This window comes from Brachybacterium sp. NBEC-018, assembly GCF_024860185.1.
GTDB classification, from domain to species: Bacteria; Actinomycetota; Actinomycetes; order Actinomycetales; family Dermabacteraceae; genus Brachybacterium; species Brachybacterium rhamnosum.
In genome coordinates, this window is record NZ_CP100650.1 from 285509 (window position 1) to 300022 (window position 14514).

The 14514-nt window shown below is 74.8% G+C and carries 14 protein-coding genes; 9 read left to right on the forward strand and 5 right to left on the reverse strand.

Going from position 1 to position 14514, the window contains the following annotated elements; all coding sequences use genetic code 11:
• Positions 1 to 84: 84 nt before the first annotated feature.
• A complete protein-coding gene (gene tadA / locus NLU66_RS01285) occupies positions 85 to 546 on the reverse strand; it encodes a tRNA adenosine(34) deaminase TadA (RefSeq protein ID WP_259361151.1) in 462 nt (153 codons plus the stop codon).
• A 19-nt stretch (positions 547 to 565) separates the two neighbouring features.
• The gene (locus tag NLU66_RS01290; RefSeq protein ID WP_259361152.1) at positions 566 to 1108 is read right to left on the reverse strand and encodes a dihydrofolate reductase family protein; all 543 of its coding nucleotides are present in this window, start codon (positions 1106 to 1108) and stop codon (positions 566 to 568) included.
• 57 nt (positions 1109 to 1165) lie between these two features.
• Between NLU66_RS01290 and upp the strand changes: the two genes are divergently transcribed.
• The 3 genes from upp (at position 1166) to NLU66_RS01305 (ending at position 2955) form a co-directional block, all read left to right on the forward strand.
• Positions 1166 to 1804 carry a uracil phosphoribosyltransferase gene (gene upp / locus NLU66_RS01295; RefSeq protein ID WP_259361153.1) on the forward strand — a complete coding sequence of 213 codons (639 nt, stop codon included), beginning with the start codon at positions 1166 to 1168 and terminating at the stop codon, positions 1802 to 1804.
• Positions 1804 to 2457 (forward strand): class I SAM-dependent methyltransferase, encoded by a 654-nt coding sequence (locus NLU66_RS01300; RefSeq protein WP_259361154.1) that lies wholly within the window; start codon positions 1804 to 1806, stop codon positions 2455 to 2457. Before upp ends, NLU66_RS01300 begins: the two co-directional genes overlap by 1 nt.
• Before the next feature lie 210 nt (positions 2458 to 2667).
• Entirely contained in the window at positions 2668 to 2955 is a 288-nt protein-coding gene (locus tag NLU66_RS01305) for a DUF1540 domain-containing protein (protein ID WP_259361155.1), read from the forward strand.
• A gap of 106 nt (positions 2956 to 3061) precedes the next feature.
• On the opposite strand, the gene NLU66_RS01310 is transcribed toward NLU66_RS01305, so the two are convergent.
• A complete protein-coding gene (locus NLU66_RS01310; RefSeq protein WP_259361156.1) occupies positions 3062 to 3274 on the reverse strand; it encodes a hypothetical protein in 213 nt (70 codons plus the stop codon).
• Positions 3275 to 3464: 190 nt separating this feature from the next.
• On the opposite strand from NLU66_RS01310, the gene NLU66_RS01315 reads away from it, so the two are divergent.
• The gene (locus tag NLU66_RS01315; RefSeq protein ID WP_259361157.1) at positions 3465 to 4211 is read left to right on the forward strand and encodes a winged helix-turn-helix domain-containing protein; all 747 of its coding nucleotides are present in this window, start codon (positions 3465 to 3467) and stop codon (positions 4209 to 4211) included.
• Between the two features lie 635 nt (positions 4212 to 4846).
• On the opposite strand, the gene NLU66_RS01320 is transcribed toward NLU66_RS01315, so the two are convergent.
• On the reverse strand, positions 4847 to 5617 hold the full coding sequence (locus NLU66_RS01320) for a serine/threonine-protein phosphatase (protein WP_259361158.1): 771 nt from the start codon (positions 5615 to 5617) through the stop codon (positions 4847 to 4849).
• 150 nt (positions 5618 to 5767) lie between these two features.
• Between NLU66_RS01320 and NLU66_RS01325 the strand changes: the two genes are divergently transcribed.
• From NLU66_RS01325 to NLU66_RS01340, 4 genes are read left to right on the forward strand one after another with little or no spacing between them, the layout of a single operon-like run.
• A complete protein-coding gene (locus NLU66_RS01325) occupies positions 5768 to 7378 on the forward strand; it encodes a chromosome partitioning protein (protein WP_259361159.1) in 1611 nt (536 codons plus the stop codon).
• A gap of 35 nt (positions 7379 to 7413) precedes the next feature.
• Positions 7414 to 10536 (forward strand): DEAD/DEAH box helicase, encoded by a 3123-nt coding sequence (locus tag NLU66_RS01330; RefSeq protein ID WP_259361160.1) that lies wholly within the window; start codon positions 7414 to 7416, stop codon positions 10534 to 10536.
• Positions 10533 to 11306, forward strand: coding sequence for an SWIM zinc finger family protein (locus NLU66_RS01335; RefSeq protein WP_259361161.1), 774 nt, complete (start codon positions 10533 to 10535; stop codon positions 11304 to 11306). Before NLU66_RS01330 ends, NLU66_RS01335 begins: the two co-directional genes overlap by 4 nt.
• The gene (locus NLU66_RS01340; protein ID WP_259361162.1) at positions 11303 to 12889 is read left to right on the forward strand and encodes a serine hydrolase domain-containing protein; all 1587 of its coding nucleotides are present in this window, start codon (positions 11303 to 11305) and stop codon (positions 12887 to 12889) included. Before NLU66_RS01335 ends, NLU66_RS01340 begins: the two co-directional genes overlap by 4 nt.
• A gap of 20 nt (positions 12890 to 12909) precedes the next feature.
• Here NLU66_RS01340 and NLU66_RS01345 read toward each other — a convergent pair whose 3' ends face one another.
• Positions 12910 to 14118, reverse strand: coding sequence for a serine/threonine-protein kinase (locus tag NLU66_RS01345; protein WP_259361163.1), 1209 nt, complete (start codon positions 14116 to 14118; stop codon positions 12910 to 12912).
• Between the two features lie 78 nt (positions 14119 to 14196).
• On the opposite strand from NLU66_RS01345, the gene NLU66_RS01350 reads away from it, so the two are divergent.
• Complete coding sequence (locus NLU66_RS01350; protein ID WP_259361164.1) at positions 14197 to 14457, forward strand: hypothetical protein; 261 nt, start codon at positions 14197 to 14199, stop codon at positions 14455 to 14457.
• Positions 14458 to 14514: the final 57 nt, after the last annotated feature.

Genomic DNA, 14514 nt, shown 5'->3' on the forward strand with positions numbered 1-14514 from the left:
GTGAGCTGGATCACAGGCCAGGATCGTACGACACGGTCGGCGGGCGCCCCGGAGGCGTCCCGGAGGCGTCCCGCGGGCGGGACCTCAGCGCCGGCGGCGCGCGCGGAAGAACTCCCGCAGCAGGTCCCCGCACTCCTGCCCGCGCACGCCCGTGGTGAGCTCGACCCGGTGGTTCAGCCGCGGCTCGCGCACGAGGTCGTAGAGAGAGCCGGCGGCGCCGGCCTTGGGGTCCATCGCCCCCACGACGACCCGCTCCACGCGCGAGAGCACGATCGCCCCGGCGCACATGGTGCACGGCTCGAGCGTGACGACGAGCGTGCAGCCGGTGAGGTTCCAGCGGCCCTGCACACGGGCGGCCTCGCGCAGGGCGAGCACCTCGGCGTGGGCGGTCGGGTCCTCGTCGGCCTCACGGCGGTTGCCGGCCACGGCGAGCACCTCGCCGCCGGGGCCGACGACGACGGCGCCGATGGGGACGTCCGCCGGGTCGCGGTCCGCGGCGGCGCGCGCCTGGTCCAGGGCGAGGCCCATCAGCTCGTCGTCGGTCATGGGGCCATCCTCCCCCGTGTCAGGAGCGCGACCGCACCACCCGGTACCGCGCCTCGAGGAGAGCCCCGTTGGTCCCGTGCTCGAGCAGCTCGAGGTCGAACCGTCCGCCCAGCAGCGGCTTCCCGGCGCCGAGCGTGACCGGGGCGATCGAGACGAAGAGCTCATCGAGCATCCCGGCCCGGGCGAAGGCTGCCGCGAGGTCCCCGCCGCCGACGATCCAGACGTCCTTCCCACCGGCGGCCCCCTCGATCGCGGCGCGGTGCTCGGCGGGCGGACCGGAGACGACCGTGATCCCCTCCGGGACCTCCGCGGGCGCACGATGTGTGAACAGGAAGGTGGGCTGGGTGTAGACCCAGGCGCCCTCGACGGCACCCTCGTGCTCCCGCACCCAGTCGTAGGTGGAGCGCCCGGTGACGATCGCGCCCACGTCGGCGACGAACGCGTCGTAGGGCAGGATGCTCTCCTCCCCGGTGGGCTGGGACAGCAGCCAGTCGAGGCTGTCGTGCTCGTCCGCGAGGAACCCGTCGAGGGTGACGGCCGTGAAGAAGCGGTAGCGGGTCATGGTGACGAGTATCCGACCGATGCCCGACGTCCGGGAGCCTCCGGTAGATTCGCCCCCATGCGCACGCTCGAGATCGACCATCCCCTCGTCGCCCACAAGCTCACGGTGCTGAGGAACAAGGAGACCCACTCCTCGGTGTTCCGCCAGCTGGCCGACGAGCTCGTGACGCTCCTGGCCTACGAGGCGACCCGCAACGTCGCCGTGGCCCCCGTCGAGCTCGAGACGCCGGTGACCCCGATGACCGGCACGAAGCTCGCGAACCCCAAGCCGATGGTGGTGCCGATCCTGCGCGCCGGCCTCGGCATGCTCGACGGCCTCACCCGACTGCTGCCCACCGCGGAGGTCGGCTTCCTCGGCATGGTCCGCAACGACGAGACCCTCGAGGTCACGACCTACGCGAACCGCCTCCCGGACGACCTCTCCGGCCGCCAGTGCTTCGTGCTGGACCCGATGCTCGCGACCGGACACACGCTCATCGCGGCCGTCGACTACCTCCACGAGCGCGGCGCCCGGGACATCACCTGCGTGACCCTGCTCGCGGCGCCCGAGGGCCTCGCCGCGATGGAGACGCAGATCGACCCGACGATCGACCTGACGATCGTCACCGCCTCGATCGACGAGAAGCTCAACGAGAAGGGCTACATCGTCCCGGGCCTCGGCGACGCGGGCGACCGCCTCTTCGGCGTCGTCGACTGATGTCGCACCCGTCCCCGCACCCGGACCGCTCCCCGCTCGAGCACTGGGAGGAGCGCTACGGCTCCGCCCCGATCTGGTCGGGGAAGGTCAACGCGACCCTGGCCGACGTCGCCGCCGCGTGGACCCCGGGCCGCTCGATCGACCTGGGCTGCGGGGAGGGCGGGGACGTCCTCTGGCTCGCCGAGCACGGCTGGGACGCCCTGGGCCTGGACCTCTCCCCCACGGCGATCGGCCGTGCGCGCGAGGAGGCCGCCCGCCGCGGCGCCGCGATCACCGGTCGCGCCCGCTTCGAGGCGCAGGACCTCTCCGCCTGGGAGCCGGCGCCGGAGAGCGCGGATCTCGTGACGGCGTCCTTCCTGCACTCCGACGTCGCGCTGGACCGCACGGGCATCCTGCGCCGCGCGGGCGGCGCCGTCGCCGCGGGCGGGCGCCTGGCGATCCTGTCCCATGCGGCGCCGCCGCCGTGGTCCGCCGCCCTGCACGAGGGCCACGGCCCGCGGATGCTCGGCGCGGCCGAGGAGCTCGAGCTGCTCGCCCCCGACGAGGAGGAGTGGGAGGTCGAAGTCGCGGAGGACCGCTCACGGGCCGTGACCGCGCCCGACGGCTCCCCCGCGGCGCTGCTCGATGCGCTCATCGTCCTGCGCCGGCGCTGAGCTCTCGGGCCACCGGCCCCTGGGCCGGTGCCGCCGGCACGGATTCCCGCAAGATCAGGCTTTTCAAAAAGGTCACCGTTTTCTATTCGGTGGATGTTCCCGAATGGACGCAGGCAATGCATTCCTTCCTGGAATTCCCGGCGAAGTGGGTCCACACTGGCGCCAGCGCCCTTGGCGCGATCCGCAGCACCGCCGCCCCCAGGAGGACCCATGACCGCCGTCGACATGCCCCGCGTCTCCGAGTGCACCGTCTCGGGATGCTCCTACAACCACGAGCACGCATGCGGTGCCTTCGCCGTGACCGTCAGCCGGGACACCTCCTGCGCGACCTTCATCCCGCTGGACGTCAAGGGCGGCCTCAGCAAGGTCGTCACCCAGGTCGGTGCCTGCCAGAAGGCGGACTGCATCCATAACCAGGACCTCGAATGCACGGCGGAGTCCGTGCGCGTGGGCGCCGGCGCCGACGCCGCGGACTGCCTCTCCTACGAGAAGCGCTGAGCGAGGCCCCCGCCCCCCCTGCCGCGCCCCCGCATCTCCCCCCGACACGCCCGCCATCCTCATCCTGGGGACGGCGGGCGCTGTGCGTCCGGGCCTGCGTGACACATCAGGCGCCGCGAAACGCGCTGGTCAGAGCACCCTCGGCCCTCTCGCGGTCCCGGAATGTGAACAGCCCCTTGCTCCCGGGACGGCTTCCCGGCATGCTTCCTGGCATGTCATCGATCAGCACGCGCACCGCAGTGCGCACCGCGCCGGCCGCCCTCCGGGCTGCCCGCGCCATGATGTGCTCGATGATGATGATGTGCATGATGATGCGCATGATGCGCCGTCAGCCGAGCCTCTGATCGCTCGAGACACCCACGGGGTCGGCTGACAGGAGCCGGCCGGAAGGCGCGGGCTCCAGGTGCCCCCGGGAGTACAGCCCCTTCGATCCGCCACCGGCAGGATCACGCAGGGATCCCGGATCCACCACCCGCCGCGCACCGCGCCGCACCCTGGAGATCCGCATCATGACCATCGCCCTCGATCGCCCCGCCGCCCTCGACCGCACGCCCGCCCGCCCGGTCGCCGGCCGTCCGCTGCAGCGGGCCGCCGCCCCCGTGGAGGACGGCGTCACCATCACCCTGACCCTCACCCTGCCCGCCGGCACCGGCGACGTGGAGGCGGCGCTCATCGCCGACGAGCTCCGCAGCCACGCCCAGCGCCAGACCGCGACCCGCCAGGGCCGCACGTCGGTCTCGGTGAACAGCCCGCACACCTTCCGCGCCACCGGCGCCGTGCGGTCGCTCCCGCCGCGCCGCACCGGCGAGGCGGCGATCAGCCCGCTGCGTCCCCGCCGCGGCGGGGTCGTCTCCCCCAACTCCCCGGCCCGCCGGGACGCGGAGGCCGCACGCCGCCGAGCCCTGCAGGCCACGGCCGTGAGCCCGTCGAGCGCCTCCTCCGCCCCGGACGACTCGCTCGTCGCGGACCTCTACGGCCGCCGCGTGCGGATCGACGGCACGGACGTCGACCTCACCTACAAGGAGTTCGAGCTGCTGGCCCACCTCGCGCGCAACGCGCGACGCACCGTCTCCCGCGAGGAGCTCATGGAGACGGTCTGGGCCGGTGCGCCCGAGGAGACCGGCGAGCGCACGGTGGACGTGCACGTGCGTCGTGTGCGCACCAAGCTCGGTCGCTACCGCAAGCTCATCTCGACGGTGCGCGGGGCGGGCTACCGCCTGGATCCCGGCAGCGACGTGAGCATCCTCGGCGCCTGAGCGCAGGACGACGGCGGCCGCTCCGGGACCGGGTCCCGGGACGGCCGCCGTCGTGGCTCGCGCGCGTGCGCGACGGGGTGGAGAAGAAAGAGATGAGCGGCCCGGAGCGCTCAACCGCACGAGGCGGGGGCTCACGGACCGCTCATCAGGCCTGTCGTCCGTCAGGGGTGGGTGCGGGCGAACAGGCAGGACGGGCAGCCAAAGGTGGGGGAACCTGGCATAGAGCCCGTCCGGCCGCTCCCCATGAGGGGGGTCCTGAGAAGCGGCACATCTATGAAGTTATCACCGGGGGCACCGCGGAGGAGCCCCCTCGAGCAGTTCGTCCCGGATCCTCCGGGGCCTACCCCGAAGACCCCTCCGGGCCGTCCGCTCGGTAGCGAGTCTATGCCCCTCCGCGCCTCGTGACAACGCATGACGCCGGCGTGTTTTCGCAGGTAGCACCCAGTAACTGAGAAAACGTTGAAAAAGTGAGCAGCGCGCCGGACTCGTGGGCAGTCGTCAGAAACGACGCCCGGCCTGGACTCCTCCCGCTCCGTCGAGCCCTCGGCGGGGCCGGTCGCCCGCCGCCGCCCGGGACGCCCGCGGGCGCGGCGTGCCCTTCGCCACAGAGCGTGCGCCCGGCGGGCCGCGATCGCTCAGGCCTCGTCGAGGCCCTCGAGCACCAGGAGCGTCGCGTCGTCGTGGATCTTCCACTGGCGGCGCGCGGGATCGAGCGCGAGCTCCGCCTCGCGGATCCGGTCGAGCAGACCCTCGGGATCGGTGCGCAGCGCGGCGGCGAGGCCGTCGTCGTCCACGAGTCCCAGCAGGTCCACCGCGCGCGTGACCCCGTCGGAGACGAGGTGCACGCGGCGCAGGTCCGCGAGCGGGACGGCGCCCACGAGAGCCTCCCCCGCCGCCTCCACCTCGTGCCGCGCGACCCAGAAGCCGCCCGGGGCGTTGCGCAGCGACTCGACCACCTCCGGATCCCGGTGCGCGCGGACCGTCTCCTCGACCCGCTCGTCGCTGATCCGCTCGATCGTGCCGTCGGCGCGCTCGAGCAGGACGGAGGAGTCCGCGAGGACGAGATGCTCGAGGAGACCCTCGCGCACACGCACGGCGAGCACCGTCGCGGAGGGGCCGCCGCGGTCCAGATCGCACGTGCCCGCGTGCAGCGCGGCGACCTCGCCGATCGCGAGGGCGAGGCCGCCCTGCAGTTCCGCGCCCTCGTCCTGGAGGGCGAGGAGGAGGCGGGCGGTCAGCGTGCGGGCGTACCAGGCCACCGAGTGGGAGCAGCCGGCGCGGAACCGGGCCGGCATCCCGGCCCCGTCGATCAGCACGGCCGCGGCGCCGAGCACCCCGGCCACGTCCTCGTTCGGACGCTCCGGGTCCTCGGGGGCGGCGGCTCGGGTCAGGAGGCGGGCGCGCATGGCGTCACGCTAGCCGACGGCCACGGGAGTGGCGCCGTCCACCATCGACGCCACGGGCGGGCGCGCGGGGGCCGGGCGCCCGTACAGTGGTGCGGTACGCGTGTCGCGCCGTCCGGGCGCCGGCCGTCCGGACCTGGGAAGGGACCATCGATGATCGCGCAGGCGCGGATCACCTCCGACACCTCTGCCACCGTGCATCTCCCCGCGGGGACGGTCGAGCTCGACGGTGAGGACCTGGTGGAGATCCGCTCACGGGTCAAGCAGGTCTTCATCACCGCCGCCCAGGAGGCCGAGGCCCCCGTCGACGTCGTCATCGTCGAGCCGGGCGTGCACCATCACCTGCGGGTCGAGCCCTCGGGCCGGATCACCGGCCGCGAGGCGGACGACCGCCCCTTCTACGGCCCCTCCGCCGACACCCCGCTCGAGGCCCCCTCCGCCGCGGAGACCACGGGGCAGCACGCCGCGATCGGCTCCCCCGCGACCGACGAGCACCCCGCCCTGGACGAGGACGGGAGCGTGCGCCCCACCCGCGCCCACCGTCGCCGCGCCGCCGCGCTCCCGCCCGCGGGGGACCAGGACGGCGAGCACACCACCGCCTCCGCGGCCGACGCCCCCTCGCCGTGGGCCCCCGCCGCGGCGCGCTCCGCGGCGCCGGCAGGGACAGCGGGATCCGCGGCGTCGGCTCGTTCGGCCGCATCGGCGGGTTCCGCGGCATCCGCGGCGTCGGCGCGATTCGCTGCGTCGGCGAGCTCCGCGTCGCCCGCGCCGTCGCGCCCTTCCGCTCCCGCCGCGCGCCCGCTCCCCTCCGTCACGGCCGCCGCCGCCTCGCGACCCACGCTGCAGGACCTCCAGTCCTCGACCGCGAAGGGCGTGCACGTCAAGGCCACGCAGGGATGGCAGGGCACGCTCACCAAGCTCACGGGCGGCCGGATCTCCCCGCGCCCCGGTCGCAAGGAGCGCCTCGAGCACGAGCGCCTCGAGCGCATCCGCCGCCCCCTCGAGGGTCCCCGCAACATCGCGGTGGTGAACCTCAAGGGCGGCGCCCACAAGACCACCTCCTCGCTCATGATCGCGGCGACGCTCGGCGTGACCCGCGGCGGCAACGTGCTGGCCTGGGACAACAACGAGACCCGCGGGACGCTCGGCTGGCGCGGCGTGCCCACGGACCACCACCGCACGGTCGTCGACCTGCTCCACGACATCGAGAGGATGCAGGGCCCGCACGCGAGCGCCGCGGATCTCGACCCCTACGTGCGCCCCCAGGGCGGCATGCGCTTCGACATCCTCGCCTCGGACGAGGACCCGGGCTCGATGGCCTCGATCGACGCGGAGGCGTTCAGCGAGCTCAACGACTCGCTCTCCCGCTTCTACCGGATCAAGGTCATCGACACCGGCAACAACGTGCGCGCCTCGAACTGGCTCGCCGCCGTCGAGAACGCGGACCAGCTGGTCATCGTCTCGACCGCCCGCGAGGACACCTTCAACGCGGCCGCCTGGATGATCGACGAGCTGCGCGCCACGGGGCTCGCCGGCCAGGTCGACCACGCCGTGACGATCCTGTCCCACGGCTCCGCCGGGAAGTTCGACCCGACCCTGCGCAAGCGCCTGCTCGCGCACTTCGGCGCGCACACCCGCGCGGTCGTCGAGGTGCCCTTCGAGAAGCAGTTCGTGGACGGCTCTCACCTGGACTGGTCGCGGATCCACCCGCGCACCAAGGACGCCTGGCTCGACGCGACCGCGCTCATCATCGACGGCCTCTGAGCCCGTCCGTCGGACCCGACGGCCACACTGCCGAGATGCCCTCCCGTCACCTGCACCTCGTCGTCGACGACGACCTGGGCCCCGCCCTGTGGGTGCGGGAGCAGACGGCACCGGGCCGCGCCCGCGCCGCCGAGGACCTCGGCGCGCTGCAGGAGTCGGTCCCCGAGCCGCTCGCGGCGGCGCTCGCGGTGCTGCCCGATCGCCTGCGCCACCGGGTGCGGCTGCGCGGCCGCGCAGGGGCACCGGACCGCCGTGTGCCGGCCGCCGCGCTCACCGGCCCCGAGCTCGTGGGGCTCGTGGAGGCGGTGCGCGCCCTGCTCGAGGCGCGGTTCGGCGAGGACGCCCTCGAGAAGGTGAGCGCCCTCATCGCGCAGGGCACGCCGGTGCTGCTCGGCGAGGACGTCGCCGCCATGCCCGATCTCCAGGCGGCGACCGTGCTCGACGTCGAGGCCGCCCGGCTCGTCTCCCGCCGTGACCTGCGGATCCTCGGCACGGAGCGGCACGGCCGCGCGGGCCTCGTCTGGCGGGGACCGGACCCGGACCGGCCCCCGCTGCTCGACGCGCTCGTCGACGCCCGCGCCCGTGCCGCCTTCGCCGCGCACTTGGGGAACGCCGGCACCGCCGCCGGGGACAGGAACCGGGACGAGCAGGACCCGCTCGGCGTGCTGCCCGCGCTCACGGCCGACGGCGAGCTCGGCGGGGACCTGCCGGCGCAGCGGGCCGTCGCTGCCGCCCTCGAGGCGTTCCGGGACTCGGGCCGCGCCGTCGTGCTCGCCTCGACGGACGACGAGCTCGTGGTGCGCCTGTTCGAGCCGGAGCCCGGCAGCACCGACTGGCTGCTGCAGACCTGCCTGCGCCAGGAGGACGGCACCGTGCACCCGGTGGACGCCCTGCGCGCCGTCGGCGACCTCACGCCCGCGGGCGCCGCGGAGGCGGCCGCCGCGATCATGCAGCGCTCCCCCGTGGTGCGGGGCGCCCGCGTGGACACGACGGGGCTGGACTGGGTCCTCACGACGCCCGAGGTCTCCGCCCTGCTCGCGGAGGACGCCGCCGCCCTCGAGCGGGCCGCCGTGACCGTGCTCCTCCCCCGCGGCTGGACCGCCCAGCGCACGACCGTGCGCGCCGAGCAGGCGGACGAGCCCGAGGACGCCCGGAAGAAGGGCTCCGGCGTGGGGATTGGGGCGATGGCGAGCTTCCGCTGGCGGGTCGCCGTCGGGGACACGGAGCTCACCGAGGAGGAGATGGAGGAGATCCGCGAGGCGCAGTCGGAGATCGTCCACCTGCGCGGGCAGTGGGTCCGGCTGGACACGACGACCCTGCGCGCCGCGGAGCGCTTCCTCGACGCCTTCGCCGCCCGCACGGGTCAGCCGCGCCGGCCGCGCACCCCCGAGGAGCAGGCCGCCGCGGAGCGTCGCCGTGAGCAGTGGCGGCGCGCGCAGGACGCCCGGCGGCAGGGCGACGCGGGAGGACCCGGCACGCCCGAGCCGGAGCCGCGGCTCACCCCCGCCGAGTTCACCGGTGACACGACCTGGGCGGAGATCTTCTCCCTGCTGCTCTCCCCCGACGCCGCGGACATGGGCTTCGCCTACGACGCGATGACGTCGACGGGCGGCGAGGGCCTCGCGCGGCTCCTCCCCGGCGGCCGCGGGCCCGAGACGCTGCCCTCCCCCACCACCCTGCAGGCGACGCTGCGACCGTACCAGCAGGACGGCCTGGACTGGATGTGGGCGCTGGACCGCCTGGGCCTCGGCGGGATCCTCGCCGACGACATGGGCCTCGGCAAGACGATGCAGGTGCTCTCGCTGCTGTGCCGCGAGCGCGAGCAGGGTGACGACTCACCGGCGCCGGGGCCGACGCTGCTCGTGTGCCCCATGTCCGTCGTCGGCGCCTGGCAGCGGGAGGCCGCGCGCTTCGCCCCGCAGCTGCGCGTGCACGTCCACCACGGTGGCGCGCGGCTGCGCGATGCCGGCTTCGCGCAGCTCGCGAGGCGGCACGACGTGGTCCTCACGACCTACTCGCTGCTCGCCCGGGACCTCGAGCTGCTGCGCTCCGTGCCCTGGCACCGGATCGTGCTGGACGAGGCGCAGCACGTGAAGAACCCGGGCACGCAGGTCACCCGCGCCGCGCGCAGCCTGCAGGCCCCGCACCGGCTCGCGATGACGGGCACACCGGTCGAGAACCGCCTCGGGGACCTGCACTCGCTCATGGAGGTCGTGAACCCGCGCCTGCTGGGCAGCGCCGCGCAGTTCGCCGAGCGCATCGCCGACCCGATCGAGGAGGAGGGGGACGAGGGGGCGCTCGCGCGGCTGAAGTTCGTCACCTCGCCCTTCGTGCTGCGACGGGTCAAGACGGACCGCTCGATCATCAAGGACCTCCCGGAGAAGACCGAGCTCACCCGGGTCGTGAACCTGACCCCCGAGCAGGCCGGCCTCTACGAGGCGATCGTCGAGGAGCTCATGGCCTCGGTCGACGGCGCCGCCGAGAACCAGCGCCGCGCGCTCGTGGTCTCGACGCTCACCCGCCTCAAGCAGGTCTGCAACCATCCCGCGCACTACCTGGGCGACGGCTCCGCGCTCGTGCGCGGCGGCGCGCACCGCTCGGGGAAGCTCGAGCTCGTCGACGACCTGCTCGAGAACGCCTTCGCGGACGGGGAGAAGGTGCTGCTGTTCACGCAGTTCACGCAGTTCGGGCACCTGCTCGCCCCGTACTGGGAGGAGCGCTTCGCGGGCTACGGGATCGACGTGCCCTTCCTCCACGGCGGCGTCGCCAAGCCGGACCGGGACGCGATGGTCGCGCGCTTCCAGGAGCGCACGGACGAGCCGGGGCTCATGCTGCTGAGCCTGCGCGCGGGCGGCACGGGGCTCACCCTCACGGCCGCGAACCACGTCGTGCACCTGGATCGCTGGTGGAACCCGGCGGTCGAGAACCAGGCGACGGACCGCGCCTTCCGGATCGGGCAGCGCCGCGACGTCACGGTGCACAAGCTCGTCTCCGCGGGGACCGTCGAGGAGCGGATCGACGGGGTCCTCGCGGACAAGCAGCAGCTCGCGGATCTCACGATCGCCCCCGGGGAGGACTGGATCGCCTCCCTCGACGACGCGGCCCTGCGCGACCTGCTGAGCCTCGACGCGGCCGACTCCTGGGAGGGCGACGGATGAGCATCCAGCTGCGATCACGGCGCGGCGCGATCGGGAAGGGCTGGCACGCCGTCGCCCTCCGCTCCGCCGCGGAGCTGCTGCTGGGCCCGGGCCGGGCGAGCGGCGGCCGGGCCGACGCCCGCGCGGGCCGCGTGCAGTGGCTGGACCTGTCCCCCGGCCGGGCCCGCGGTGCGGTGCTCGGCGCCGACGGCGAGGTCCACGAGGCGCAGCTCGACCTCGCGCCGCTGGCCGGGCCGGACCGCGCCGTGGTGCTGCGCATCGCCCGCGCGCACCCGGAGCTGCCGGCGCGGCTCGCGAGCGGCGCCTACCCCGAGGAGATCGAGCGGGAGCTCGCGCACGAGGAGGTCTCGCTGCTGCCGCGCGGCGCCTCCGAGCTCTCCCACGACTGCTCGTGCCTCGACTGGCCGGGCCCGTGCCGGCACGTCGCGGCGCTCGTCTACGTGCTGGTCGAGTCCGTGGACGAGGACCCGACGGGCCTGCTGACCCTGCGCGGCCTGTCCCTCGGCGACCTGATCGCGCCGCGGGACGCGGCTCCGGCGGGAGACGACGAGGGGACCGACGGCCCGGGGGACGCACAGGACGCGGGGCCGGACGCACCGGGCCCCGCAGGACAGGGCGCCGTGGATCCGCGGCGCCTGGACCCGGCGCCGCTCGCCGCCGTGATCGGCGAGCACCCGGCGGCGCTGCTCGCGAGCTTCTTCGCGGCCGCCGAGCTCGAGGACGACGAGCCCGAGGGCACCCCTCCGGATCCCCCTACAGTGGAGCCATGACCTCACCGAACGTCGCCCCCGACCCCTCCGCCGCAGGAAGCACCGTCCCCGAGGAGGCGCTCCGCGAGATCACCGCGCTCTTCGAGGAGGCCGTCGCGGCGCACCGCACGGCGGGGATCACCTGGGCCGTGATCGGCGGCCACGCGCACGCCGAGGCCGTCCTCGCCCACGGGGCCGCGGGGCACCGGGCGCTCGAGGGAGGCCTCCCCGCCGCGGGCTCCTCCCCGATGGACCGCGCGACGGTCTCCCGCATCGCCTCGATGACGAAGTCCTTCACCGCGGCGACCGTGCTCGCCCTGCGCGACGAGGGCCTCCTGCGCCTGGACGACCCGGTGACCGCGCACGTCCCCGAGGCGGCGGGCGCCTTCGAGCAGGAGTCGGGCGACCCCGAGGTCACCCTGCGCCACCTGCTGACGATGAGCGCGGGCCTGGTCACGGACAACCCCTGGGGCGACCGGCAGGAGGCGATGACCCGGGAGCGCTTCGCGGAGGTGCTGGGCGGGGGCCTCGGCCACGTGCACGCGGCGGGCACCGGCTTCGAGTACTCCAACACCGGGTACGCCCTGCTGGGCCGCGTGATCGACGAGGTCACCGGGACCCCCTACGCCGAGGAGATCCGGCGCCGCTTCCTCGGTCCGCTCGGCCTCGACGCGACGGGGTGGTCCGCCGCGGAGGTCGACGCCGACCGCCTCGCCACCGGGCACCGTCTCGCGGACCGCACCGACGCCACCCGCTTCGAGCAGGTGCCGCTCGACTCCCCCGGCGTGTACGGCGCGATGGCCGGTCTGTTCTCCACCGTGGACGACGTCGCCGTGTGGGCGCGCTTCCTCGCCGCGGCCGACGCCCCCGCAGCGGCCCCCGCGGCGGGCGAGCGCGCGGGGCTGCTCTCGATCGCCTCCCGCCGGGAGATGCAGCAGGGCCACCGGCTCCAGCCGTGGGCCGCCCTGCCCGCCGGGGAGGACGGCCGCTCCCCCGGTTTCGACCGGGTGCGCGCCTACGGCATGGGCCTCGTCGTCGAGACCTTCCCGGACCTCGGCGACGTCATCTCCCATTCGGGCGGCTACCCCGGCTACGGCTCGTTCATGGTGTGGCACCGCGACAGCGGCGTCGGCATGGTGGCCCTCGCGAACAGCAAGTACGCCCCCGCGACCCCGCTGTCGATGGAGGCGCTGCGGATCCTGCGCCGCCACAGCCCCGCCCTGCTCGCGCGCCGCGCCCCGCAGGCCGCCCCGCGCGCCCTCGAGGCGGCGGCCGGCGCCCTGGAGTGGCTGCGCACCGACGACCCGGCCCTCGTGGAGGCGTGGTTCGCGGACTCGATGCTGCTGGATGTGCCGCTCGTCGAGCGCCGACGCCGGCTCGACGCCGCCCTCGCCGCGGCCGGGCTCACGGCCGCGGATCTCGAGACGCTGACCCCGGGGTCGGCGCGGGCGCTGAGCCGCGCCCATCTGCGCTGGCGCCTCGCGGGCCGCGGGGAGGGCGCCTCGGGGTCGTCGGCCCCCATGGATGTGCAGGTCGACCTGCTGCTGGACCCGCGGCGGGAGGCGCTGCTGCAGGCGCTCGACGTCACCGCCGTCGCGCGCTGAGGGGCGTCAGAGGACAGGGCTCAGAACACCGAGAGCAGCACCGCGGCGACGATCGCGCCGAGCACGAGGGCGGAGCCGCCGCCGATCCCGATCGCCATGTAGGTGCCGGTGCGGTCCGCGGGCCGCTGGCCGGTCCCCGTGCCGGTGGCGCCCGTGTAGCCGCCTGCGCCGCCGGTGCCGGCCCACTGCTGGCCGGTCTGCGGGGAGCCGACGCCCGGCGACGGCACCCCCGGGGAGTGCTGGGCCCGGCCCTGCGGAGCGGGCGCGGCGGAGGCCGTCGTCGGCACGTACCCCTGCTGCACCTGGCCCGCGCGGATCGCCTCGAGGGACGGCGCGGCGGCGGACTGCGCGGGCCGCTCCGGGCGGGCGACGCCCGGGGCGTTCTCCGGCATCGGTGCGAGGGTGTCGTCGAAGCGCAGCGGGGTGCCGTCGGCCAGGGCGAGCGGATAGCCCGCGGGCACGCGCGGCAGGTCACGGCGCACGGCCTCGGCGTCCTGGTAGCGCTGGTCCGGCTGCGCGGCGAGCAGCCCGCGGATCACGGCGGAGAGCTTGGGGGTCACGCCGCGCAGGTGCTGGTCGAGCTCCTCCGGGCGGAAGGCGCCGTCGTGCAGCTTGAGCGGCCCGTTGAGCGCGACGAGCGCGACCACCCCGGCGGCGTAGAGGTCGTGGGAGGGGGTGGGCTCGGCCATCGAGAACAGCTCGGGCGCCATGTAGCCGGGGGTGCCGTTGACCATGCCGACGTGCGTGAAGCGGACGTCGGACTCGTGCACGGCGATGCCGAAGTCCGCGAGCCGGGCATGGGGCCGGGCGGCGCCGCGGGCCTCGAACATGATGTTCGCGGGCTTCACGTCGCGGTGGATCCAGCCCTCGCGGTGCACGTGCGCGAGGCCGTCCAGGAGCTGGTCGAGGATGACGACGACGGCGGGCTCGGAGAGCTTCCCGCGGCGCTTGACGACCGATTCGAGGGTCCCGCCGCTCACGAGCGGCATGGCGATGACGACGTGCTCGTCCTCCGCGCCCCAGCCGTAGGGGGTGAGCAGGTGCGGGTGGTCGAAGCTGACGCCCTTCTCGCGCACGAAGCGCATGAGATCCGCGGAGTCGCGCTGTCGCAGCACCTTCGCGGCACACACCGCCTGCGCCTTGGCGTCCCAGGCGCGCCACACCGACCCGGAACCGCCGGTGGCGATCAGGTCGATGAGCGCGAACCGCCCCACGATCACGTCTGCCATAAGGGGGCCAGCATATCGGCGACGCGGCTCCGGCGTTATCCTGGCCGCTCCGGTGTGGACGCAGGAGGAGGGGATCCGATGGGCGGCGACGGCCTCGCAGGATTCCTGGACCCCGTGGGCTTCTCCTGGATGATCCTGCTGCTCCTGCTGCTGGGGACCCTCGTGCTGACGATCGGCTCCGCGATCTGGATGCTGCTGCAGCCCGACGAGCCCGAGCTCGACACGACCCCGCTCGTGGACGACGCCGTGCGCCGGGACCGGGAGGCCGCCGCGCTGCTGCGCCGCCGCCTCGACGCGGACGCCGGCCGCACGGACACCACGGCGCCCGAGCTGCGCTGAGGCCCGTCGCCCGACGCCTGGGGTGAGGGCATCCGCCCGCTCCGCACCTCGTGTTCA